This is a genomic window from Candidatus Melainabacteria bacterium (assembly GCA_003963305.1).
In the GTDB taxonomy this organism is placed as follows: Bacteria; Cyanobacteriota; Vampirovibrionia; order Obscuribacterales; family Obscuribacteraceae; genus PALSA-1081.
This window is the reverse complement of sequence record RXJR01000005.1, coordinates 79003-103564: the sequence shown is the minus strand read 5'-3', so window position 1 is coordinate 103564 and position 24562 is coordinate 79003. Positions and strand designations below refer to the sequence as shown.

General features: G+C 50.1%; 23 protein-coding genes. 15 read left to right on the top strand and 8 right to left on the bottom strand.

Annotated features, from left to right (window positions below):
* Positions 1 to 122 precede the first annotated feature (122 nt).
* The 6 genes from EKK48_07425 to EKK48_07400 all read left to right on the top strand — a co-directional run bounded on the left by EKK48_07425 (position 123) and on the right by EKK48_07400 (position 6445).
* On the top strand, positions 123 to 1616 hold the full coding sequence (locus EKK48_07425) for a hypothetical protein (protein RTL44108.1): 1494 nt from the start codon (positions 123 to 125) through the stop codon (positions 1614 to 1616).
* 253 nt (positions 1617 to 1869) lie between these two features.
* Positions 1870 to 2466 carry a hypothetical protein gene (locus tag EKK48_07420; GenBank protein ID RTL44107.1) on the top strand — a complete coding sequence of 199 codons (597 nt, stop codon included), beginning with the start codon at positions 1870 to 1872 and terminating at the stop codon, positions 2464 to 2466.
* Between the two features lie 146 nt (positions 2467 to 2612).
* Positions 2613 to 3344: a hypothetical protein gene (locus EKK48_07415; GenBank protein ID RTL44106.1), complete on the top strand. Its 732-nt coding sequence runs from the start codon at positions 2613 to 2615 to the stop codon at positions 3342 to 3344.
* 123 nt (positions 3345 to 3467) lie between these two features.
* The gene (locus tag EKK48_07410) at positions 3468 to 4226 is read left to right on the top strand and encodes a PspA/IM30 family protein (protein RTL44105.1); all 759 of its coding nucleotides are present in this window, start codon (positions 3468 to 3470) and stop codon (positions 4224 to 4226) included.
* Between the two features lie 228 nt (positions 4227 to 4454).
* On the top strand, positions 4455 to 6053 hold the full coding sequence (locus tag EKK48_07405; GenBank protein RTL44104.1) for a DUF4388 domain-containing protein: 1599 nt from the start codon (positions 4455 to 4457) through the stop codon (positions 6051 to 6053).
* A 110-nt stretch (positions 6054 to 6163) separates the two neighbouring features.
* Positions 6164 to 6445, top strand: coding sequence for a hypothetical protein (locus EKK48_07400; GenBank protein ID RTL44103.1), 282 nt, complete (start codon positions 6164 to 6166; stop codon positions 6443 to 6445).
* Positions 6446 to 6559: 114 nt separating this feature from the next.
* Here the strand turns inward: EKK48_07400 and EKK48_07395 are convergent, their stop codons facing one another.
* From EKK48_07395 to EKK48_07380, 4 genes are all read right to left on the bottom strand, one after another.
* Complete coding sequence (locus EKK48_07395) at positions 6560 to 6769, bottom strand: hypothetical protein (GenBank protein RTL44102.1); 210 nt, start codon at positions 6767 to 6769, stop codon at positions 6560 to 6562.
* Between the two features lie 18 nt (positions 6770 to 6787).
* Positions 6788 to 8368 carry a glycoside hydrolase family 3 protein gene (locus EKK48_07390; protein RTL44101.1) on the bottom strand — a complete coding sequence of 527 codons (1581 nt, stop codon included), beginning with the start codon at positions 8366 to 8368 and terminating at the stop codon, positions 6788 to 6790.
* Positions 8350 to 9315: an adenylate/guanylate cyclase domain-containing protein gene (locus EKK48_07385; protein ID RTL44100.1), complete on the bottom strand. Its 966-nt coding sequence runs from the start codon at positions 9313 to 9315 to the stop codon at positions 8350 to 8352. The genes EKK48_07390 and EKK48_07385 overlap by 19 nt, the downstream gene beginning before the upstream one ends.
* Positions 9316 to 9464: 149 nt before the next feature.
* A complete protein-coding gene (locus EKK48_07380) occupies positions 9465 to 10718 on the bottom strand; it encodes a methionine adenosyltransferase (GenBank protein RTL44099.1) in 1254 nt (417 codons plus the stop codon).
* Positions 10719 to 11150: 432 nt separating this feature from the next.
* On the opposite strand from EKK48_07380, the gene EKK48_07375 reads away from it, so the two are divergent.
* From EKK48_07375 to EKK48_07365, 3 genes are read left to right on the top strand one after another with little or no spacing between them, the layout of a single operon-like run.
* Positions 11151 to 11777, top strand: a complete 627-nt coding sequence (locus EKK48_07375; protein RTL44098.1) for a sigma-70 family RNA polymerase sigma factor — start codon at positions 11151 to 11153, stop codon at positions 11775 to 11777.
* 3 nt (positions 11778 to 11780) lie between these two features.
* Positions 11781 to 12680 carry a hypothetical protein gene (locus tag EKK48_07370; protein RTL44097.1) on the top strand — a complete coding sequence of 300 codons (900 nt, stop codon included), beginning with the start codon at positions 11781 to 11783 and terminating at the stop codon, positions 12678 to 12680.
* A gap of 13 nt (positions 12681 to 12693) precedes the next feature.
* A complete protein-coding gene (locus tag EKK48_07365; protein RTL44096.1) occupies positions 12694 to 13182 on the top strand; it encodes a hypothetical protein in 489 nt (162 codons plus the stop codon).
* A 27-nt stretch (positions 13183 to 13209) separates the two neighbouring features.
* Here EKK48_07365 and EKK48_07360 read toward each other — a convergent pair whose 3' ends face one another.
* Positions 13210 to 14985, bottom strand: a complete 1776-nt coding sequence (locus EKK48_07360) for a hypothetical protein (protein ID RTL44095.1) — start codon at positions 14983 to 14985, stop codon at positions 13210 to 13212.
* 181 nt (positions 14986 to 15166) lie between these two features.
* On the opposite strand from EKK48_07360, the gene EKK48_07355 reads away from it, so the two are divergent.
* The 3 genes from EKK48_07355 (at position 15167) to rpiB (ending at position 18195) form a co-directional block, all read left to right on the top strand.
* Positions 15167 to 16930 (top strand): arginine--tRNA ligase, encoded by a 1764-nt coding sequence (locus tag EKK48_07355; protein RTL44094.1) that lies wholly within the window; start codon positions 15167 to 15169, stop codon positions 16928 to 16930.
* Between the two features lie 161 nt (positions 16931 to 17091).
* A complete protein-coding gene (locus EKK48_07350) occupies positions 17092 to 17718 on the top strand; it encodes a WYL domain-containing protein (GenBank protein RTL44093.1) in 627 nt (208 codons plus the stop codon).
* 30 nt (positions 17719 to 17748) lie between these two features.
* Positions 17749 to 18195 (top strand): ribose 5-phosphate isomerase B, encoded by a 447-nt coding sequence (gene rpiB / locus EKK48_07345; GenBank protein RTL44092.1) that lies wholly within the window; start codon positions 17749 to 17751, stop codon positions 18193 to 18195.
* 86 nt (positions 18196 to 18281) lie between these two features.
* On the opposite strand, the gene EKK48_07340 is transcribed toward rpiB, so the two are convergent.
* The gene (locus tag EKK48_07340; GenBank protein RTL44091.1) at positions 18282 to 19064 is read right to left on the bottom strand and encodes a hypothetical protein; all 783 of its coding nucleotides are present in this window, start codon (positions 19062 to 19064) and stop codon (positions 18282 to 18284) included.
* Positions 19065 to 19389: 325 nt separating this feature from the next.
* Here EKK48_07340 and EKK48_07335 point away from each other — a divergent pair, with 325 nt between their 5' ends.
* On the top strand, positions 19390 to 20406 hold the full coding sequence (locus EKK48_07335) for an aminoglycoside phosphotransferase family protein (protein ID RTL44090.1): 1017 nt from the start codon (positions 19390 to 19392) through the stop codon (positions 20404 to 20406).
* Positions 20407 to 20492: 86 nt separating this feature from the next.
* On the opposite strand, the gene EKK48_07330 is transcribed toward EKK48_07335, so the two are convergent.
* Positions 20493 to 21698 (bottom strand): alpha/beta fold hydrolase, encoded by a 1206-nt coding sequence (locus EKK48_07330; protein RTL44089.1) that lies wholly within the window; start codon positions 21696 to 21698, stop codon positions 20493 to 20495.
* Between the two features lie 553 nt (positions 21699 to 22251).
* Here EKK48_07330 and EKK48_07325 point away from each other — a divergent pair.
* A complete protein-coding gene (locus tag EKK48_07325) occupies positions 22252 to 22893 on the top strand; it encodes a hypothetical protein (protein RTL44088.1) in 642 nt (213 codons plus the stop codon).
* 19 nt (positions 22894 to 22912) lie between these two features.
* Here EKK48_07325 and EKK48_07320 read toward each other — a convergent pair whose 3' ends face one another.
* On the bottom strand, positions 22913 to 23353 hold the full coding sequence (locus EKK48_07320; GenBank protein RTL44087.1) for a DUF393 domain-containing protein: 441 nt from the start codon (positions 23351 to 23353) through the stop codon (positions 22913 to 22915).
* 105 nt (positions 23354 to 23458) lie between these two features.
* On the opposite strand from EKK48_07320, the gene EKK48_07315 reads away from it, so the two are divergent.
* Positions 23459 to 24562, top strand: a complete 1104-nt coding sequence (locus tag EKK48_07315; protein RTL44086.1) for a glycerate kinase — start codon at positions 23459 to 23461, stop codon at positions 24560 to 24562.

Below are 24562 nucleotides of genomic sequence, written 5' to 3'. Positions count from 1 at the left end.
TTGGCATTTCCTTGGCGCGCGGACGGGGAAATTTCAGATTCGTCGTAGTTCCCGCTTCCTGTTTTATTCCTGTTTTATCCCCATCGTTCATAAACTAAATGCGATCAGTCGGGAGTTTAAGAATGCTGGAATTAAGCCAATTTGCTGCGAAACCAAATGGCGGCAGCCACTCACTATTGCTCAGTGACCTGGGTGCAGATAGTGGACAAAGCTTTGCGGAGTCTCATTCTCAAGGTGCATGGGAGAGAGAGGCGCAGCTCGCGCACTCAGCGCTCACCTCTATTCCACGTGCAGCCGCGGCGGCTTTCAGTCCTGAACATATTGGTGAAACAGCGTCAAAAGTTGCTCTGGCAGGAGCAAGCACACTTGCACTCACTTGTATTTCCCGACAGCCCGGTATGGCTTGGACCGTTTCCAGAGTCGTGACGCCGGCGATGCTCATCTCAGCTGGGAGTGAAGTGCTGCATAATGGTGCCGCCCTTGTCGGAGCTGTAGCCGATACCTGGCATACTGGCAAGAATTTTGAGCACAACAAAAATATTGTTGATGACAGTCTTGGACGCTTTGCTTTTGACTTAGCCTTGACCTCGACTGCCGGCGGAATAGCTCACGCAAAGGGCAGCCAATACTTTGGTTGGCGTCCAGGTTCAACTCAAGGGCTGCCTGAACTTAATGAAGCAAACTTGCGCTCAGCTGTGCCTGGTGAGACGTCGCCGTTCAAAATCAAAAGCGATGGACTGTGGCGGCGTGTTGATTTACATTTGCCGGCTGGGTTTGATTTCGAATCAAATTCTAAGCGTAACCTTCTGATTGGTCTCGATGGTATTCTCGTCAATAAGCAGCCTGGAATGGCTGGAACAAACGGTCTTGGTGCTCTGGTCGATAAGACCGGTGATATCGGTGCTTTCCCGCACGCTGGTTCATTCAATCTTGTACCAGGCGCGAAACTGTCTTCCTGGCAGTCTGAGGGAGCCGGATTCCTCACTCCAGGTCACTGGCTCGTTCCCAAAGCTCCCATTGACGACACTCGTTTCATTGCCGACGTCAACAGTCGTGTTAAGGATTTGCTCAATACTGATCGGTCAGTGCTTGTTGGTTTTTCTGAGGGCGGCAATGTCAGTCACAATGTCGCTGCAAAACTAGGCAAGGACGTAATACAAGGAATCGGTTCTGTTGAAGGAACAATCATCGGTCGAGAACATCCACCTGTGCCGGGAATGGATGTCTTGATAGTGCATGGAACCGAAGATCCGACCATTCCAATTACCGGTGGTGCAGGTGGCCTGACCAAAATTCTTTCCAGGTTGGGCCACAAGCGCATTGAAAGCTCAGAGCCAATGGCGCAAATAGCTCGATACACCGAAACCAACGGTTTCAAAGGCGATCCTTCAGTCACCGAACTCCATCCGGGTGTAACTGAAAAGGTTTATTCGTCAGAACAAATGGCGAACGGCGGTGAAGTTCGCTACGTCGAGATTGCCGGCGGCAAGCATGCATATTCAGGGCGCAGCGTTGGACTTCAGGAAGACAAATCCGTTTTACTGGGGGCAAATGGTGGTCCTTCCGACTTCAAGATAAATGATCTGGTTGGAACGGTCTTATTGCGCTCTCATTAGATGAATCGAACAGGCTCGAAAAAGGAAACAATTTAGACACTTTCTTCTGCGAAACTCTAATCATTGAAGAGCCGGGACGCCCTTTACGAAGGGGTGTAGGGCGTTCCGGATGCTTCGATAATCTCGGACTCCGCAACTCGACTTCTCCCAAAAATCTTTTCTCTTTTCTGGTTTAGTAACGACTCGGTAACAACAGATTGAGAATATAGACTTGTCCAAATTACCAGTGGTCGTTCCACACTGAGGTACGAAGATGAAACGCTCTAACTGCCGGGGCTTGCTCGGCAAGCTTTTGCTCTGCGCCGGATTACTATTTGCTTCTGCTCCAGCCACTCTTGCGCAATCTGCCGATAACGTCGGTGGCTCATCTTTCGGCAACTTCGGTGCCGGCGGTGCTTACGGCGATTTCGACATGCAGGCTCAAGCTGCAACCTGGGATGGTTCGGCAGGCAATGCAGGCAGTTCATCGGGTGACGGTGGAGTTTACGGACGCGGCTCGTACGCAACCAACGAAGCCCCCGGGCAACAAACATATGGCGATTCTCAACACACAGGCAAGCAGTTAGCCAGTCGGAACGGCATGGGCACGCTGAATTTGCCTCTCGCGCAGACTGTGCCTCTCGACAAAGTCTTTGGCGGTGGTCGCGGCTTACCTCCAACCAAGCTTGACAGCTTCGTCAGAAATGCTGGTGGCAGCGCCGATATGATTTATGGTGACGAAGGATCGGTTGGCATTCCACCATTCTTTGGATTCGATGCAAGCCACTACATTGGCACAGGAATTCAATCGGGCGGTCTGACCACGGGTCACCGCAGCGGACTCCCAAGTGCATGGGGTTATCCTCAATAGGTTTAAATAATGCACCTTGAGGTGCAATTAAATACTCTTTCTCAGGGGCAGTGGGCGAGGTGCATGGGTGTGCGCTTCGTCTACTTCTTTAAGGGGTTTAAGAGGAGTCGGGCTGATACCGTCCCTGGTGTTTTCAAGCCGTTAAGATACTTTCGTTCCCCTCTCTGGTTGTCATCGTGAAATTGGCGAAAAGCACTCTTCATGCAGTATTTGTCGCTGCAGGTTTCGTTGTACTGCTACTTTTGAATCTGACCGCTCCGTCCTCTGGCGCCGAGACCAGTCGCGGACTGGACCGATTCGAGAGTGAGATTATTGCTTATGAAAACAAGGACAAGAAAAATCCGCCGCCGCAGGGACAGACTGTCTTCATCGGCAGTTCGACTTTTACACGATGGGAAACACTGAATAAAGATCTGCGCAAATTGCATCCTGTCAATCGAGGTTTCGGAGGCTCTACTATTGCCGAAATCAACCATTATGAAAAGCGGCTGATGGCCAATTTACATCCCTCGCGAATTGTTTTTTATGCAGGCACAAATGATATCGCTGAGGGACACACGGCTCAACAAGTTTGCGACGACTACAAGGCTTTTGTGCGAATGGCGCAAGAAGATGCGCCGGGCGCTGATATCTACTTTATTTCGATGAGCGTCGCACCCAGTCGAATCTCAATGCAAGACGTCTTCGATCGCGGCAATCAGTTAATAGCCGAATTCATCAAGACAGATCCGAAATTGCACTTCATTGACGTGCGTTCGGCAATGCGCGACAAAAATAATCAGCTCAGAGCCTCATATTTCGGACCCGACCATTTGCACATGACCCATGCCGGTTATGAGGCGTGGATTCCAATAATCGAAAGAGCACTTGCTAATTAGCCTGGAAGGGGCGCCAGATAGGCTCTGAAGCCAGACAGAATCAGATTCTGTGGCAATCCCCTTTAAGGTTCCGGAACTACTGCTATCATGGATAGGCCGTCCTTTTAGTGGAGTAGCTGGCTGATGTTTGATCGTCTCAAGAATATTATGAACGCCATGTTCAACAAGAGCATGAGCTCCCTGGAAACCCCGGAAGTTCTGGCTGAGCAGGCGCAAAATGAGCTCGAGACGGGCGTCAAAAAATTGCGAGAGGCGCTGACTGCCTCACTAACCAACGAAAAGATGTTGGAAAAGCAAATTCAGAAAGCCACTGAGGAAATTACCACCTGGGAAAAGCGCGCTGCTGTTGCTGTCGGCGCCGGAAATGACGATGTGGCAAAGCAATGTTTGGCGAAAAAGCAGGAAGAGAATGTCAAACTGCAGTCATTGCAAGCTCAGGTTACGACGCAGAAACAGAATACCGCCGCATTGAAAGAGCGGTGTCAAGAAATGGAAAGCAAGTTGCGCGATTTTCAGGCTCGTAAAAACGACATGATCAATCGAGTTAAAGCCGGTGATGCTGTTGTAAAAGCTGATTCGCTCATGTCTAAAACGGGCAGCTCCGGGCTCGATAAGTGGGAGCAAAAGATTCATGAAAAAGAAGCGCGTGCTGAGGCTATTCGTGAGCTTAATGGCGGTGGCGCCATGGAAGATAAATTCAAGCAGTTAGATAAGCACATCGAAATGGAAGATGAACTGGCTGCGTTGAAAGCAAAAATGGCAGCCGACGGAAAGATGCCGAAGCTGATTGTAGACGGAGCAGCGGGCAAAACTCAGGTCGATGATAACGTGCCTATGGTAGTGGAAGTAATCGAGCCCGGTGAAGATAAACCTTCGAGCTGAACTTTGGCGCTGCTGGCACCATATGTGATATCAATGCCGGCACCAGGGTTGGCTGTTTGGGACCGTATCACTATTGTTTTGACGGGCGCCCGCTCAACTTTATCAGACTTTATGGCAGCTAAAATCATAGGAAATTCGCTGCAATTGCTGAGCTCGACGCGCTTATTACTCGGGAATCTTGGTATGTAGCGTATAGTGCCATATGAACAGCCCCAGAAACTTGGCTAAATGAATAGACCCTCGTCCAAAAAAGTCACCAAGCTCCCCATACTTCCCGACGGAACGAATCCCAGTGAAGGCGATCTGCGCAGATTGCTCAACATGGCGCAGGGGCAACCGGGTAATACATTTCAACTACCCTGGGTTCATCAAGCGACCGGCGCTCTTTATACTCTTTCGTGCTCGGACACGGGCGTACCTGAGTGGACTTTGACTACAGGTATCGGAGTTCAGTCGGTGACCGTGTGGAAGCATCTCACGGGCGACCTGGAGTTGATTAACAATCTTGTCTGGATGGAGTCAAGCGGTGGATCTGCGCCGCCCAGCAAGCCTGCTGGCTTCTCTGACTTGAGTGATCTGGTTAAATCTGAGCTGGAAAAGGATGCCCAGACGCGTGGGGTGCCGCTCGAGCCCAGACCAGGCGCCAGTCCGTCAGCCTCAGCTGTTTCTGCGGAAAAACCAAAAGCCGCGTCCGCATCGTCGTTGCAGGGCAGCTTGAAAGAAATGCAAGTTTCGGGTGTGCTGCAATCAATCAGCATGACCAAGATGACTGGAAAGCTCGTTGTTGACAGTAATTCCTATGACATAACAGTATTTTTTGAAGAGGGAACGCCCGTGCATGCCGTATCGATGGAGTCGATCGGCGATGCCGCCATAATGGATTTGCTTACCTGGGATGAGGGGCAGTTCAATTTCATCCCGATGGAACGAACCGCCGATCGCAGTATAAACAGGCGACTGGAAGCTATTTTGATGGAAGGGGCTGCACTTGTCGATCAGCACCAGTTCCTGACAAAGAGAGGCTTGAAGCTCAGCACCTTCATGCGTCGTAAGAACCCCAATATCTCAGAACAAGAGTTCGAGATGGCTCTGCGCGATGCCGCGCCGCTCGACATGATTTTCCAGAAACAGATGTACCAACTTGTAGACAGTCGAAAAACATTTGCTGAGATCCTCCGTATCAGACCACTGCTTAAGTCTCAGTGGGTGCCGCTCTGGTACAACCTGATTTCATGCAATCTCGTGGAAATGTCTGACATGCCGACTCTGGCAGCGAAACAATCGGCGCTTGAGAGCATCGGAGTCGATCAAGCATTGGTGTCAGCGGCCAAAAAATCCATCGTGCGTGCCGAGTCTGGAATGTTGCCTTTTCCGCTCTTTCTCTCGTTTTTAGAACAAGAGTTCGTCCGTTTTGAATATACGCGCTCACCGCTCACCTTAGTGGTATTCGATGTGATGGTCAATAAAGAAAAGGGTCCTGAGCCTATTGCAGGCGGCGCCGTCAAGGGTTTGACAGACATAGTCACTTCGATTAAGCGAGAAATAGATTGGCTCGGTCATTTCAGAACCTTCGAATTTGGCGTTCTCTTGCCGCACACTGACGCCCACAGCGCATCTTTCTTTGCCAGCAGGCTGGTTGAAGAAGTCAGAGCTAGTACTATTGGCGGTGCCGAAAATAGTGGCGATCTTTCTATTGCTGTTGGCGTGGCCAGCCTGCCGCAAGACGGTCAAACTCTTGGAGTGCTTTTGCCGGCTGCGGTCGAAGCGAAGAAAAATTCGCGAGAAAAGGGCGTTCCAATCGTTTTGTTTCAATCACTCTACAAATGACCAGGCGATCTGCTCCGTGCAAGCTCCGGTAGGACCTGCAGACAACTCGGGAACATTTTTGTACTCCGGTACAACTATAGATCTGTAGCTCGGAGTCCGGGAGATAGGTCATGAAATCATTAAATGCAGCTCTCTTACTATTGGTTTCCATCTTTGCCATTGCTCCAACAGTGTCTTTCGCTCAGGTGCCTGATGACGTTCAATCCAACCTGCCAACGCCCGTATCGGGACCGAGCCGGGAAGAGCGAGCCAAGCTTGCTGCTGAAAGAAGAACCCTTGAGATTGAGTCAGCCCGATCCGATATTAATGACCTGTCGAAATTCGAGCATGATCATGGCTACTTGCCGAAATTTTTTTACAAGCGCAGTTCTGCTGTGACTAATGAACAATAGATGGTCGCTGGAAAAAATAAACCGTCGTATTGAGCACCATATATAGTGCTGTTTCGAGCGGTAATCGAGCTACGGCAGTTGCGACTGGTTGCAACTGATTCAAAGGTTTTCGATTTAATGAGCCGGTGAGCCTGGTGTGGAAGCTGGTGTGGTTGTAGTTGTCGTCGTCGTTTCGGTACCGAAGTTTGGCGCTAGAGCATCGCTCAATGTTTTGCTGAGAAACCAGCCACCCACGCCAAGCACTATCGCCCCGAGAATGGCGAAGAAGACGATCATTTTGAAGACACGCTCCTTCCATTCATCGCTCTTTGTCTTAAGTGACATAGAAACTCCTAAACCATTTCATCGGCTGCTGGTGACCTGAAACTCCAGAGAGACAGGGCATGTTCCCATCGGGGTGAACTCTCCCAGCAATACTTTAGCAAGAGCGCGCATAGCTAGGTCTGAGGGGTCGTAAGTGGCAATGGCGTTCTCCCAGGCCGATAGCCCCATGCAATCGAAGGGCACGTCGACAGCGACTTGCACTTTCTCTCGTGCATCAAATGATATGAGAGAACCAAGATGCAGCTGCCCCTGGTTAATTAAGGCCCGATAAGTAAGGAAAATGCAGTTGCGTTCACTGCATTGCGATTGCAACGTCTGCGATTCTTCCGGTGATGGGTCGATGCTATAGCGAATTTCAGTAAACTCGAGCGAAGTGAATCTCTCTCTGGCTATGGCATTTAAATGCTCGACGAGCTGCATCGGATAGCGGGAATGATTTGGCACCAGCACCACCCAGTTGCCTGAGTTGATGGGTGGAATTTCACCGCGCAAAACAGTTATCGCACTGCAAGAGGCTTGCAGGCTGCGATCGAACTGGGCATCCAATTCATTTTGAAAGGCCGGTAAAGATTTTTTAGCAATCACTTTTGGTCGTTTGGGGAAAAGTTTGTCTATTCTGCTGACGGCGTCTTTCACTCTAGATTCAGGCAGTCTGCCACTTTTAACGGCATCGACAATGTATCTATGTACGTCCACAGTTTCAGCAATCGGACCGCAAGTGAGAATCAGATCCACTCCCGCCTCGAGTGCCATGACGCATGCCTCAGCCAGTCCCCAGCCCGTTGTAATTGCCTTCATGACCATGTCGTCGGTCATAATCAGCCCCTGATAATTCAGATAGTCGCGCAGAATGCCTTGCGTCACCCGTTTTGAAAGTGTGGCTGGAATCGGCTCCGGGTCTACCGAACTGAGCCAAATATGTCCAACCAGAATGGACGGTAGGTAATCCATGAGAGTACGGAAGGGGAGAAGATCGAGCTGCCACAAGACTTTGCTGTCCATAGGGCAGACAGCAAGATCGGCATGGGAATCTTCCAGCGTTGAGCCATGTCCCGGAAAATGTTTGCCGACAGCAACTAAACCGCCCTCTTCAATACCTTCGATTGCTTGCAGTCCGTATTCGCAAACTTTACGCGGATTGTCCGAGAAAGCGCGTGTACCTATGATCGGGTTGAGAGGATTTGTGAGCACGTCCAGACATGGTGCCAGCAAGCAATTGAAGCCCAGTGTTTTCAATTGAGAGGCATTGATTTTGGACATTTGTCGCAATGCATCCGCTTTGCCTGATGCAGCCAGAGCCATCGGTGATGGAATCGGTGTCAAAACGTGATCGAAACGTTGTACTGCGCCGCCCTCTTGATCTACCGTCAGCACAGGCGGATGCAGAGAATGTTTGACTATGGCGGTACAGAGCGCATGAAGCTGCTGAAGATCGGCAGCGTTTTCTTTGAAGAGTACGGCACCACCGATAGTGCCTTCCTCCAGAGCTTGTTGCGTTACCGCATCCAGAGTCAAGCCCGGAATTCTAGCGACGAGAAGACGACCTACACTCTGGTTGAGTCTGTCATCGTCATTCACGTCTACTTCAATCCCAGTAATCGATGTACATCAACAGGACGTTGTCGGCCTTTTACATTGAATTGTCCGACATACTCAAACTTGAAATGTTCTTTGGCTAGTTCGTAGGTGACGTTCTCAACTACGATATCGCCCGGGCGATCGTCGCCAATAAGCTTTTCGAGCCGGAATACGAGATTAGCCGTATCGCCGAGCAAGGCCGGATTGGCTGTCTGTCCGAGAGCACCGGCGGCAACGGGGCCTGTAGCGAGTGCCATATCGAGCATCATCGGGTGGTCTTTGAAAGGCCATAAATTTGGATTCTTGGCCAGATCTTTCGAGATCACCTTAAGTTGCAGCGCTGTTTTGCAGGCTTGAAACGCTTGCAGACTGGCTCCGGTTTTGGAATCATCTCCGTGCCAGTAAGCCATGATTGCATCGCCGACAATTTTCTCCAGCTGACCGTAGTTGCGATTAATCTCTTCTTTGAGTGTCTCGAAGAAATTTTGAGCGGCTTGCATAACCACACCCGGCTTGTCAGCATACTGCTCTGATAGAGCTGTGAATCCTTTGATGTCGCCAACGAGAATGGTGGCATTAATCAAGTGAATGCGAAACTGGGTCTTATCTTGCTGGTTGCGATCTTCCTCTTCTTCTTCGTAGGAAGTGTCGTTGGGCGGGCTGACCAGTAAATCGTACTGAGCGATTTGTACAACGTCGCCTGTACGCAGCGGATACTCTTTACCGGGCGTGAGCCGGGCTCCATTTAATGATGTGCCGTTTGTACTGCCCGAATCGATTACTGTCCAGCCATTCGACTTGCAGCGAATTTCGGCGTGCTGACCGGAAACTTCCGGAAAGGGCAAAACGAGCTTGCGTTTCCCTGTCGGTGCGGGTTTGCGACCAATTTCGAGGATTTCTCCTTCTTGCACTTCGACCGAATAGCTTTCTGGCGAGTTCGGATTTACGGTGATAAGCCCGGTCGTCATTGTCTACCTATGCCAAATATGTTTTGAAAGATGCCGCTCATGAAAACCACAGACAGGAATTCCCTCAATATTATAGCTAGAGAGACAATCTAACGATGTCACCAGGTAACATCGTTAGATTGCTTAGAGTACTAGATTGGTTTCGCGCTCTAGTTGGCGCTAGCCGTCTTTACCAGTGATTTCTTGAGCTCTTCTACGCGATCCAGCTTCTCCCATGGAAGATCCAGGTCTGGGCGACCGAAATGACCATAGGCTGCCACATTGCGGTAGAATTTGCCGCCGTGTTTCTTCGGCAGTTCATTCAACTTAAATGTGTTGATGATTGCGGCTGGACGGAGATCGAATACTCGTTTTACGACTTCGGTGATTTCGTCATCAGCTATTTTGCCTGTGCCGAACGTTGTTACGTGAATTGACACCGGTTTGGCGACACCAATTGCGTATGCAATTTGTACTTCGGCTTTATCAGCCAGGCCGGCGCCGACGATGTTTTTGGCTACGTAGCGAGCGGCATAGGCGGCAGAACGGTCAACTTTAGTTGGGTCCTTGCCTGAAAAAGCGCCGCCGCCGTGGCGTGAGTAACCGCCATAGGTGTCGACGATGATCTTTCGTCCGGTCAAGCCAGCGTCACCGTGTGGTCCGCCAACAACGAAACGACCGGATGGATTGATCAAATAGCGGGTCTTTTCATCTGTTGAGATGCCCAATTCTTTAATCACGGGTTGAATCACATATGCTTTCAGGTCGGCTGCGATGCGAGCTTGCACCTGGTCGTTGTCTTCAACGCCGTCAATAACAGGATCGTGCTGTGTGGAGATGACGATGGCATCAACGCGCACTGGCTTGTCGTTTTCGTATTCGATAGTGACTTGAGTTTTGCCGTCTGGGCGCAGATACTTGAGAATGCCCTTTTTTCTCACTTCAGAAAGGCGCAGAGCCAGTCTGTGAGCTGCTGAGATAGGCATCGGCATCAGTTCTGGAGTTTCGGTGCAGGCAAAACCGAACATCATGCCCTGGTCGCCGGCGCCGATGTCTGCTGCTTTATCATCGTCTGCACGAGTTTCCAAGGCGTTAGTAACACCGTGGGCGATGTCTGGCGACTGTTTGTTGACTGCTGTCAAAACGGCGCAGGAGTTGGCATCGAAGCCACCACCGTTCTCACCTACATATCCAATATCTTTAATTACATTTCTGACCAGCTCTTGAAAGTCGACATTAGCTGTTGCGCTGATTTCGCCGCTTACTAGAACAAGACCCGTTGAAACTGAGCATTCGGCTGCGACACGACCCTTTGGGTCTTGAGCCAAAATGGTGTCAAGAATGGCATCGGAGATCTGGTCGCAGACCTTATCCGGATGACCTTCTGTAACTGACTCCGACGTGAACAGATATCTCTTAGCCAATGTCTTACTCCTCTTCTACTGGTGGCACTCCGTTTAAGGAGGCTTTGAATTTTTGAAGCAAACCTTGACCCAATCAGTGTTAGGCCAACGTTTACACATCTGTGTGGCTCAAAAATCCCCAGCACAGAGGCTTGCACATTGCTTATGCTAGCAACGATCCAGCTGTCATGAATTAAACATCTTATACAAAATGAGCCTGGCAGCGTTTTGAGCTGACATGACTTGTCACAATCTGATTTTTGAACCCCGGCCGACTAGCTTACCGAGTCATTTTTTTGAAAACACGTTGCGCAGTGAGTGTTACGATATAACCGCGATCGGCTCTTCGACTTGTCGAATGCCGAGATGGGTGAATCTCAGGAACGACAGGCAGGTCCTAGCGTCTAACTGATGGGATGACTGGTCTCCCGGCAGACCAAAAAGGATTACAAGATGGCCACAGCCTACAGCCAGAAGAGTGATAGAGACCTGGTTCTCGCCTGTCAGAGGCGCGAACCGGCAGCTTTTGAGGAGCTCGTTAAACGGCATCAACGCACCGTATATGCGTTGCTGTACCAATTGGCCCCCGATTGGACAGACACGTCCGATCTGGCGCAGGAAGTGTTCATTCGCGTCTGGCGCTCAATAAACAATTTGCGTAATCCGTCATCGTTCAGATCGTGGCTTACCCAGATCGTCACCAATCTTTTTTATGATGAATTGCGGAAACGTCCGCGTCGGTTGCCAACAGTATCTATGGACGAGCCCATGGATGACGAAGAGAGCGCTGATGTGACGCGCGATATAGCCGATGCACATCCACAACCTGATGAAAAGGTTCTCAGCAACGAGATGTCGGATGTCATCAGGAGAGCAATGCTGAGATTGCCGGAACAGTTTAGAACCTCCATCGTCTTAAGAGAAGTGGAAGGTCTTAGCTACGAAGAAATTGCAGTCTTAACCAAGACAGAAATGGGCACGGTGAAATCCCGTATTGCTCGTGCTCGAACCAAATTGCAAGAGCTGCTTAAGCCTTACCTTGAAAACAATACGTCTTCGACGACCGAGGTTTCTGGCTGATTTATGGAAAATTCCTGTACTCGCTATAGATCGGAACTCTCCGCGTATATCGATGGTCAGCTCGAGAAAGAGCAACACACCGAAGTTCAGGTGCATGTCGGTAACTGTGAGCAATGTACGAAAGAACTGGAGACTATTAAGTCGTTAACCAGCTTCTTAAGTTCCGGATTAGCATTAGAAGATCAAAACGTTCCCGACATCTGGGGGGCATTGCAAGATTCAATGCCGTCCATGTGCGAACTGATGCGCGCTGAGCTCTCTGCCTATCTCGATGGCGAACTGACTGCAGCCGCTCAGGAGGGCGTCAATAAGCATCTCAAAGATTGCTCCGACTGCATGGTTGAGTTCAAGCTCTTGAACAGCACCAATCGCTTGCTTGTCAAAGGGCTGGAGTTGCCTGCTCATATCAAGGTCGATTTGTGGACGGCTGTGAAAGCTCAGCTTAATGAAGATTGCGCTTTGATCAACACAGAGCTGTCATCTTTTGTCGACCAGGAAGTGCCCTCGCAGCGTCATCGCAACATCACCGCTCATTTGATAGATTGCCCCGATTGTCGTATTCGCTTCAACAGCTTATCCTCAGTCGGTGACTTGATACGCGAAGCTTATCAGCCGGAATTGCCTGAGAACTTTGATCTCTGGCCAGGAATCAAGTCGAAACTACAGGTGGTGCCTTTCACCGGGAAACAACAAGAGAAAGCCAAGAAAAAATTTGGCGGGCAGCGTATGTACTTGACTGCAGCCGCTGCTGCCGTAATCGCAGTGATTGGTTCGTTAGCATTCTGGTTCGGTACGCCGCAGCCAGTGACAGCTGACACTGTGAGTTCGGAAGGTTACTTAATCGAGTCAGCATTGAAGGAGCCAACGGATGTTGCCGAGGCTGCGGTATATGAGCAGAAGTAAAAAGACTAAGAGAATGAGACTAAGAACTACGCTTTTGACTTTTTCTATGGGCATCACGTGTGGTGCCGCCTTTGCAGAAGACCATTGCAGCATAGATTGGACTAAGTTGAATTTGACTCCCGGTCAGCAACAGCAAATAACTGCGTTGGAATCTGATTGGAATAAGCAATACGCTGACATCAAGCCTGGAATCGTCGAAGAACAGCGGCACCTTTCTAAATTGCTTGCCGATCACACATCAGATCCTGTTGAAATCATGTCGGTGCAGCAGAATCTGACTCGCAAGAAAGAGTCTTTGAACCAGCTGGCTACGGCAAATTATTTGAAGAAGCGTTCGGTACTGAACGAAAGTCAGCAGTTCAGTTTGGAAATTATGGTCAAAAATGCCGTCTCAATGCGACAGCGCATGAACAACCCGGGTGGGCAGACTGAAGTCATGCCTGACCGTGTGCAGAGCTTGATTGAGCGGGTGCGCAATATCTGGCCAACGGCCGGCCCTTAAGGGCGGAAGGACAATTTCCGCTGAAAGTCACCAGGGATCGGTGATAAAGGCGTTGTCGCTATACGATGGCGACATCACTCTGTCGGTGATCGATTGCAGCGGTTCTCGTATTTTGGGATCGTCTTTTATTTCCAGAGCTCGTCTATATTCGCAAATGGCACCGACGTCGTCATGCTGAGCAGCGAGCCCATCGGCAATCTCTTTTCGCAATGAGTATGAATCCTTGCCTCTGATGATTGTTTTGATCGATGTGGAAATATTTTTCTCAGAGGCAGTGTCGTCCGTGCGTAGCAATTGGGCTCGGTGGAAATCCAGGAGTGCTTTGACTTTGTTGTTGCGCTGTTTGATGCCTCTATTATTAAAGACCATGCCCAAGTTATTGCGAGCCAGTTTATAACCCGGGTCCAGATTGAGTGCCTGCGACAGTTTTTGAATCGCTGTAGCATAATCGCCACTGTTCAAAGCGTTGGCGCCTTGATTGTTTAGAGCTGCTTGCGGCAGCCCCATCGGTTTTCCCGGTTTAGGAGCCTCTTTGCCGAGTTCTGCTATCTGAGTTTTGACTTCGGCAATCTGTATTTCGATGTCACGCAAAAGCTCCTCATAGCGTTTTAGTTGCGGACCTCTTTCTTTCGCGATCGCGAGCAACAATTGCTCTTTCGCTCTGACGAAATCGCCGTCATTTTCATATGCTTCAGCCAAACCAGCATGATTCTCGGCACTCTTTTTTTGTGCCAATCTGGACAACCACTGCTTGATAGCGAGATCTTCTTTGTCGAATTTATTCAGAACATTGTAGCTGAAAGTGAAATCGAGTGATACCGAACCTGGTGCATCACTGGGCAAGGGAGGCAGTTTTGAATTTTTCAAAGCGCTGATGGCAGCTTGTTTGTATGCTTCACTGGTTGAGACGGTGGCGGCGATATTCGAAATCTTACCCGGGCTCGAGAGATCGAATCGCAAAACTACAGTTTCAGTTTTGTCTCCTCTGGGCGGGTGCCAGTTGGCGTGTATGACTCTTTCAATTGTGAGAAAATAGTTGGCCAGATCAATGCGACCTTTGGGCTGCGCAACTTCGGAATTTGTCTTCGGGCAAGCTACGCATGACACATGCAAAACGGCTTCGGGAGGTTGATGCAGTTTGATTGCTTCTTTATTCTCTTCGTTGCGGATTTCATTGTATTTTTGGAAGTATGGCAAGGCATCTTCTTTGCGTCCCATATGCCAGAGCGTGTCGGCTAGATTCAGGTAAGCAATCTCTCGCTGCGGTTCTACTGAGATGACAGCAGCAAGAACGCGCATCGCTTCTGCATCCTGGTCAAGTTTTTGCAAGTACCTGCCATAATCGTTCAGTGCGGCAATGTACACTTCGCGGTCCATCTTGAGTGTCGGCAACTTCCATCCGGCTAACCAATATTCAGGTGTTCGGTCTGGAGTGTTGACGTCATGATCCAACTTGTCTGCAACATACGCAGTGAAGTCGAATGTCAATTCCAGGCGGTCTGCCGCTTTTGCAACTTCGCCTTTTCTGTAGAGAGCTTTAGCTTCCTGGTGAACCTTTTTGACGAGGTCGTTGAGCGACTTTGCCGAGGCGTCGCGTGTAGTAATTCCGTCTAGAATGTCATAGTCGTAGACTTTGCGCAAAGTCGCCTTGTCGCCCGCCAGAACCGCATCTACAGCTTGATTGTAGTAACGTTGAACCGGATCGACAGGCGAAACAACGGTAGCCGCCCCGAAAGTCGATGCTATAGTTGCGGCGCTCAGGCAAAGGAATGACGACGCGCTCAGAAAGAGCTTTTTAGACATGTTGACCTGATTGGTATCGCAGACAGTGTCAAAGTCTGTCTTTGACTACTACAAAAAGTATAACGAACTTCACTTAGTGAGTGAATATACCTCATCCTGTACTATCATTTAATGTTGCAAGAAACTCTTGGCTTGCCAGCCTCAAGGCGGGCAGGGATGTCGAGTCTAAAAGGGGACCGCGATGATCGAACAAAAACTCCAGCAAATTGTCGAAAGTGCCATCGATGGCGCTGTTAAGGATGGTAAGCTCGGAAGCCTGACAGAGCGCTCTGTTCCGGTAGTGATCGAACGTCCCCGTCTACCTGAACATGGAGACCTGGCTTGTGGCGTGGCGATGAAGCTGGCCGGGCAAGCAAAAACCGCTCCCATTAAAATTGCAGAGTCGATTTCGGAATACATTAAAAGCAATCCTGAAGCAAATTCAGATGCGATTTCGAAGTGCAATGTTGCTGCGCCCGGTTTTATCAATTTCCAACTCGGCAAACGCTGGCTGGCCAACGCGCTTCAGCAGATCCATGAGAGCGGTGCTGATTTCGGTCGCAGCGACGTCGGTGGAAAGAAAAGGCTTTTAATCGAGTATGTCTCAGCCAACCCGACCGGAGAGTTGCATATCGGTCATGGGCGCAATGCTGTTTTCGGCAGCTGCCTGGCGAACCTGTTCAAGTTTGCCGGTTATGACGTTGTGCAGGAGTTTTACTTAAACGACACTGGTGCTCAAATCGAGCAACTGGGCGCGCAGGCCTGGGCTCTATACCAGCGCAAGAACGGCAGGGAAGTTGAATATCCTGAAGGCGGTTATCCCGAAGAATCTATCAGTCACTTCGTCGATCAAGTTTTTGAGCAAAACAAAGACAAATTCATCAACTTGAATTACGAAGAAGGGGTTGCCGCGCTAGCCGACGCCACGAAACATGTGATTCTGGAAGACCAGAAGCAACTTCTCGAGAAGTTGGGCATTCATTTTGACAGCTGGTTTTCAGAAGCAACTTTGCACAATGGGCAGGTTGAAGAGGTTCTGGAAATTTTTGCCAGAAACAATTTCAGCTATGAAGCTGAGGGCGCGCTCTGGTTGAAGTCTAAGGAACTTGGTGACGAGCGTGACAGAGTCTTGAGAAAGAGTGCCGGTAATACAACTTATCTGGCTGCTGACGCTGCTTATCACCGTGACAAATACTCGCGTAATTTCGATGGGTTTGTCACCATATGGGGTGCCGATCACCACGGTCAGGTGCCTGGCTTGCGCGCTGCAGTAAAAGCCCTGGGCGAAGATCCTGATCTGATGGAGATTATTCTGACGCAGATAGTCAATCTTTCCAGAGATGGAAAGTCAGTCAGAATGTCGAAAAGACGCGGCACCGTCGTCACCTTGAGCGAAGTTATGGAAGAAGTGGGTAAGGACGCAGTGCGTTATTACCTGGCAGAATCGAGTCCGCAAAATCCAATTGCTTTCGATCTGGAGTTGGCCAAAAAGACTAGCCGAGAAAATCCAGCCTTCTACATTCAATATGCACACGCCAGATGTTGCGCAATCCTGCGCCGGGCGCTCGAGCCATACGTGAACACTGAGAAGCAGGTGACTGAACCACCTGTATTGAGCGAAAAGGAATGGGCTGACTTCCAGGCTGAATTCAAAAAGTCTGCTGATGTCTTCTTGCCTGCCTTTGATTCGGACCCGATTGTTTTTGCAGACCAGAAGGCGCTTGTGATGGCCCTGCAGTCGTTCCCGCAGGAGGTGAGGGACGCCGCCGTCAATCGGCAGCCCGGTCGCCTGGCGCGCTATGCCTTTGAAGTCGCGAACGCCCTGCAGAAGTTTTATGAGGTCTCACGCGTCATTACTGACGATACAGCCGTAACTAAGGCCAGACTTGGTCTGATAATGGCGACGAAGCAAGTATTGGCGAATGTTTTGGGCATAATAGGCGTGTCAGCCCCCGAGAGGATGTAGACACTACTCGCGGAAAAATTTTTACTGGCGCTTGCTCACGGGCGTGCCAGATCCGCACGTAGAGCGTATGCTAGAAGAAGAAAGTTTAGCTTCAGCCTGGTCAGCCATCGCTGGCACAGAGCGCGGGCTATCTTTATCCCCAGAGCCATAAGGAACTTTCTATGCAGATGGAAGAAAAGTTTTCGCTGGAGCTGAGCCAGGAAGAGGGCATCCTCCTTTTGACCAGCGCGAGACTGTTGGACAAGCTGGTTGCGGGGGTGACGATTCACGCCCAGGAGAGGGATGAGTTAATTCGCGACATTATCGATAAACTATCGGCGGCCGTATCGCCCTCGCTTGTGACTATGTCTGAAGAGCTTGCCGACGCCATTGTCGACTCCGTGTTGGGCACAGACGAGGAGACTGACGACGAGTTCTTCTGTCCCCACGATGTTTCCGACCGAGATTTCGTGGAGGCGAGCGCCGACGATAACTCGGGCTTCAACTATCCGATGTATTCCATAGATGGCACCTTGCCTGTATTGGAAAAGGCTCTGATAACGCATGTGGCTGTGTCTGCAGAGTGTTATAGCCTGGCTCGAGAGGCGATCGACACTTTGACGCTCGACCCGCTCAGCATTGTGCGAGAGGACGGCATGTGGCGCATGGTGGCATATTGTCACGAAATGGACGACGTGATGCTGTTCCGCGTCGATCGCATCAAAAGCGTTGTGGAGACCAAAGAGCACTTCGAAACGCCGAAAAACTTTGCCCAGAGAAAGCACCAGGCTTTTGCCGCCTACTGCTAGAATCTAACGATTCAGTAGTTTGAGGGAGCCATGGAAAAATTAGCGATTGGCAGTGACCATGCCGGACTCGAGCTCAAGGAGAAGATCAAATCTATCCTTGAAGGAATGGGGTTCGGTTGGGAAGACATGGGCACTAATTCGACAGATTCGTGCGATTACCCCGAGTATGCTCGCGCTGTGGCTGATGCTGTTTCCGGGGAAAAATTCAAACGCGGCATTATCTGCTGTGGTTCAGGCATCGGTGTCTCGATCGTCGCCAACAAAGTGAGAGGCATTCGGGCTGCTCTCTGTCACGATGCCGTCGATGCTGAGACGAGTCGCCAGCACAACGACTCTAATGTGCTTTGTTTAGCGGGGCGTCGCACATCAGTGGAAGAGTCTGAGAAAATCATCAAAACCTGGCTGGAGACACCGTTTGAAGGTGGCAGACATCAGCGCCGCGTTGACATGATCGAGAAGCCACGCGCGGGCGAGTGAGCGAGATTGCGGCTTTGCGAGATCCGTGGATTTATGGTTTTGCGGTTTAGCAGTTTAGCAGTGTTGCTGCCTGATTCGCGTTTGTACTATGGAGTAGGCACATCTGTGTTTTGTCTTTGCGCCAACTGCTGCTGCTGTTGCCGAGTTCTCGTCAACTCGTCCAGATTCATATTGTGCGATTCGACTACAGAAGCTAAGTCATCTTTGGTCATGCCTCTGCTTCCGAACAGGTAGTACCTGTTGCTCTGATACTTATCTATATAAGACAGAACATCGCGCTGTCTCTGGTCCAGGCTGCGACTTTGTAAGTCTGCGACGGCTCCATATTTAATGTTGCCGTTCTCGTCTCTGACGCGATCGTAGAGGCTGTTACCTTGATTGTCTCTCTCAAAAAAGTTTCTTACCTGGTTGCCGGGTAGCAAGCTTTGTTGCTCACTCTGTAGACGATCTCGAATTTTCGACATCGATGCATTTGTCAGACTCAGACTCCAGAAGTAGGGAGGCAGCTGATCGTAATTTCCTTCGGCCGCGTTTAGCAAATCCTTTTGAAGCGGATTAGTTGAAGCGCTAAACTTTGCATCGCTTATCTGTTTCCGTGAGATAGTCGCGCCGGCTCCCGTGTCAGCGTGTACCAACTCGAAATCCACAACTGCTGCGGTTGCTCCATCGCGTCCCAGCTTCGCTTCCACCTCATATTTGAATATGTCCTGCTGCTCGGGATGGGATTTCATATACTCAGAGGCACGATTCATTGCCACTCGATACTCTTGCAGATTGTCGGTCGCAACTGCCGTTTCAATCTCCATGCCGATTCTATGAGCAGTTTCTTTTGTTTCGTTGCGCGGACTCCAGCTATCGGTTACGGACATCGAAGAATCCTCTCAATGAGATCAATAATCGGTCACATTGATAATATTGGATGTCCGTGACAGAGACATTACCAAATTGATGTGCCCCAGCCTGCCTGTTTGGCGGCCATTTAATTTGTTCGATTTCGCGTCGATTCAGAGTGGCACCGTATACGGTGTTGCACCCGTCGCATTGACCAAAGGACAGGGCTTCGTAATCATACGAAAAATCAAAGTGTTGCTTTTACAGCCATTTTATCCATCGCCGATTACTTTGAAGCAGCGAGAGATGGCAGTCGTCCGGTGTGAGACGTGACGGCGCTATCAGTTTCCAGGGGTACGACCCGTGAATCCAATTGAGACAGGTTCGTTGGCATTGAGACTCGCCGAAAAGGCCGCGGTTGCAGTCTCCGGTCAGGCTGAACCTGCCGCAGCTCTGCTTGCTGATGCAGTCGCATCGTGTTCTGGAAAATTTCCCGATATCGCAAAGCTCTCAGAGCAGGCTGGACTTGGTTCTGTTTTGGGAGCAACCAGATTACAGGGTGGCGTGGTCAACAATGTTTATCGGATTGAGACCACCGGCAAACCGTTCATCGCTCGATTTTGCCAGGACTCGCTCGATGTCTATCAAAAAGAGCATTGGGCTATGGATACCGCCGCATCTCGCGGCGTTATAACGCCTCGCATTTTTAAGGTGGGTGATGAAGGCACAACGAGCTATATGCTCATGGAGGATGTCGGTCGCAGGACTCTTGCAGATCTTGAAGGGGACAGAGGCGAAGCGCTTCAGAAGCTCGGCAAACAGATTGGTCTGACTAATGGGATAAAGGTTGAAGGATTCGGCTTTTCGCTCGATTTGAGCAAGCCACAGCGTCCGTTCTTCACGGAATCGTGGAAAGCCATGAAAGCTGGCGAGAACAGATATATCTTCGATGGCGAGCCTCTGGTCAAGCTTGGAGCGCTAAGCGCGAAAGAGAATCGCGAAGCCCAAAAATTTTTGCAACCTATGCTTGATTGGAATTTTGAACCCCGACTTTGCCATGGTGACGTCAGTCTGAACAACGCAATCATGCGGGATGATGGGGCTGTCGCCGTGATTGACTGGACTCAAGCAAAAGGAGGTGTTGCTCCTTATTTCGACCTGGCACGTTTGTCGACTGAGATTCCGGCGGAGCTGCCTTCGTTTCTGAAAGGCTATGGGATTACTCCGCAGCAATTTGCCAGTCAATCTCAGAATTATCAGCGCGTTGCGCTTACTGATGTTTTGAGAGCCGGAAGCTGGGCGCAACGCACTTCTCACTCCGAGCCGCAGAAGTTTGTAGCGGATATTCGTAAGTTGTATGAGAGTGTAATTGGCTCATAACTGCAGAACGGAAAGCTCCAGGGCTTGCTTTGGGGCATAATTCTCTGGACATAGATGCGCTCTCTCTCGTTGGTTTGCGCGCCTTCCTAGTCCCGAGTAGGCTTCCCACCAACCTGCAAAATCTCTTCCTTGATTGCTGTCATCTCTTGAACATGCGCAGGGCTCTGGTCTCTAATCCAGGCATCTATTGAATCAAGTGTCGCTGGTCGCAGATAGGCTGTCTCGAGAAGCAAGTGCCCGTGGGCATATAGCCATCGCGCCGTCTGGTCGGATGAGCGAACATTGCCCATCAGTCGCGTCACCGCACGCGGTACCATGCATTTATCTTCACTGCCTTGTATAAGGAGCATTGGCATTCCCACTCTAATCTTTGATGCATTAGCCAGTGTGCGTCTGACGAATCTTTTAGTTTTGAGCAACTCCGCTACAGTTAGTCCTTTTCGGCAGAGAGGATCATTCAACAGCTCTTGTACGATGTCGGGATCATTTGACACAAGGTTTCTGACAAAACTCGATGTGGACATATTGAAACGCGGATGAATCAAAAGTGCCCACGAGGCTGCCAGCATATTCTCTGGATGAATGAACATAAGAGGATTGACTTGAACTGTAGGACCGGACAGTAGCAGACCGCTGACGAGATCTGGTTGATCCGCAGCGAGCTTAATTGCAACAGCGGTGCCTAAGCTCTCACCCATGACAAACAGCGGAATGTTGGGATGGGCGCTCTTCATAGCTTTTGCTAAAGCAACGATGTCTTGAAAGGACTTTTCATAGTCGACTCGTCGCTTGCTCTCACCATCGACTGAGAACTCTCCTTTCTCGTCAGTGTAGCAGCGCCCAAAGCCTCGCATATCGGGGGCGCAGACGTAGAAGCCTTCTGCGGCGAAAGCTCGTCCCAGCACTTCATAACGTTTGCCGTGCAACGTCAGCCCGTGAATAGCAAGAACCATACCATCCGGCTCTGCGTTCCTCGGTATCCACTCGTAAAGCGGGAGATGCAATTGTTTTGAGAGTGGACCATCTTCCACACATTTTATGCGTTCAAGGGCGTTTCCTTCCCGTCTCGATGTATCTTGAGCAGTCGCATTTTGCGCAGGCGCTGCTTGTGTGGATGTAGTTTGTTCCGGAGCGTTTTGTACAGAGGTATTTTGTACGGAAGCATCTTGTGCCAGCTCTTTCGCAGCAAGCGATGGACTGCCAAAAAGCAAAATCCCGATTGCGATCAGACCGAGAAGTCGATTGGGATGAGTCTTTTCAAGTGCGGGCTGTGATTTGGGTTTTATGGACATTGGCGAATCCTGATTGATTTCGCCACATCTTATGATCTTTGCTCAGTCCGTTCCAGAGGTCGTTTTTAATGGACACCATTGTTGATCCATGCCTTCTGCACGAACATGAATGGTGGGGATTGAAGCACAATTTCTTTCCAAGCACACAAACACAGATGGCGTCATCGAATACGATGGCGCCATATGTGGTGCGTTAGAAGGAGTAACTGGGTTACAGTCCTCTAAAAATCAGGTTTTTATTATCGGGGCAGTCGGACGCAAGGCCCGGGGCTTAGAATCAATGTTGCACTGCTCTAATCGCATCGTGCAACTCCTCTGTTACTTACCTGCCACTCGCTTGCTTAAGCTAAACGTGTTTCTGCATTAAACGCTCAAATTTTTTGAAAAGCCCTCTCAAACCTACAACTAGAATGAAGGGGTGCCTTTTAACCGTCTGAGTGCGATAGAATTATCTGAACAATCTGCAGGCGAGCTTTCTGTGAAACACATTTTTTTGCTGCTCCTCCTATTGCTGCTTAACTGCAACTCTGCTGTATTGGCGGATGAAAACAAAATGACGGTTGAGCAGTTTCAGAAGATGCTTGATTGTCAAAAAGATGCGATTAAGTCAGTTGACATTACTAACGGCCAACCGCTTTTTGACGTAAAAGTTGCCGACAAAGAGGTGCACCAGCTGGTTGATGTTAAAGAGTCAGAACGCAAAGGTTTGATTCAACAGGTCATAGCTAGCGGTGTGCCGTTGGTCATTCACGACAATTTGATGGATTGGGTGAACGATAAGTTTAGTGGAAAAAAAGAACGCGGCAAGGACTTTGGCTGTTCCCAACTTGCTGCTCTTATGGCGGAAAATAAAGTCAGTACAATCAGCCACGTAGATGTCATCGATGGAACGAACGCTCTGGCGATACAAGTTTCAGGCGAACCAGAGCATGAGGTCGTGATGCCTGTTGAAATCAAACAGGAACTGGTTGATCAACTGATCAGCAAGGGGGTCAAAGTCGACCACAAGTCCGCCAAATTGGATTTAGGCTACATTCTTCCTGGTTTCATACTCGGTGTGCTTGCTCTAGGGGCGCTCTATATGTTCAGCCCGATGAGATTGGCGTCAGAGGTGAATGGAAGACCTAACATCGTAAGACCTCAGTCCAGTGATTCGGATGGTACTACAGGCAGTGGCGATGGTCCAAGTGCCTGAAGAAAATCCGGCGGCGTCGTCAAACTTCTATGAACCGTTCTCGCGAACTTTCATCCGGCAGCCTGCATGAGTCATGTTTGCCGAAAATTTTGTAGCGGTTAGAGGCAACCGTGTCGTATCCGAAATCCCTGATTACTTTCGGCATGAACTTAAACAGAGCTGCTACCGACCAGACAGGACCTAAGTTGCTCAAGACGAAAGCTGCTGCGTCTGATTTTGCGAACCAGCGTTGAGTGGGTAGACCGTAATCGGCTACTACAATAATACTATTCAGGTCATTTGCCTGGATGTTGCAGCTCTTCAAAAGAGTCGCTGCAAACTCACTTTGCAGTGAGGCAAACTGAAATTTCCCTGTCGAATCTCTGGGCAGTACGAATTGCACAAACCTGTCGCACAAACCGCAGACGCCATCAAACAGCACAATGTGCGAGCCTGTTTTCGGGTTGGTCAACAGCGTCATCAAGGCTCCTTAGCTGTACCTCCCAGGAAAATGCAGCAGCGTTGTTGTCCTCAAGTAGACAAAGTATCATATTGACGCTTTAGTTTACACGCGGAGGGCGAAAAGTTGCGGTTTCTTGTCAGTCCTTGTGCTTATAAAGGAACGCTCTCGGCACTGCAACTTTGCGAAGCTATCGCGCGAGGCATTCGCGAGGCTTTGCCCGCTTCGGAGATATCTATGGCACCGATAGCCGACGGCGGTGATGGAACCTTAGATGCCTTGCATGCTGCAATAGGCGGGGAGTTCCACTATGTTGAGACTGTAGATGCGATCGGGCGACCTGTGCGTGCCAAATGGCTGCACATCGACCAGACTGCCGTTGTCGAGCTGGCTTGCGCAAGCGGGCTGGCCACGCTCTTGCGCGACAACAAACTGAATGCGCTTCAGGCTCACACCTATGGTTTAGGCCAGGTTACTCGCGATGCACTTTTAACCAGGCCGCAGTATTTGTTCGTCTGCGTGGGCGGTAGTGCCTCTACTGATGGTGGCGCCGGTATGCTTACTGCTCTCGGAGCTGAGTTCTTGAATGAGCGCGGGCAGCCTGTGGAGCTAGGCGGAGAGCACCTTAGTTCCGTGCGGTCTTGCAATCTGAAAGAAGTGAAAAGGTTGATTGATGCCAGTGGTGTATCGTCGATCAAAGTTGCCGTGGACGTTGATAATCCGTTGTTAGGCGATTATGGTGCGGCAGCTGTATACGGTCCGCAAAAGGGCGCGGGACTAGAGCATGTCAAACTTCTGAATGATGGATTGACTCAGTTGGCGCAGGTTTTAGAAGCCGAAGTTGGCAGGGAATGCAAAGATTCTCCCGGCGCAGGCGCGGCTGGTGGCACCGCATTTGGTGTTAGTATCGCTCTTGGCGCTGAAATGATTTCAGGCTTTTCATGGCTTTCGTCAGTGATGAATCTAGAAGAAAAGATTCGGCATTGCGACGTTGTAATTACCGCCGAAGGCTGCCTGGATGACCAGTCAATGAGTGGTAAGGCACTTGGTGAACTGGCAAAGTTGTGCAAGCTTTACGGTAAGCAACTCTGGGCTGTACCGGCAATGGCCGAGTCAGACATCGACTGGAAGAGTCAGGGCGTGGACAAAATTCTGACGACATCATCACACGGAAAGCTGGCAGACGAAATGAGCGTTCAAGCCGCTGCGTATGACCTGTGCAAACTTTGA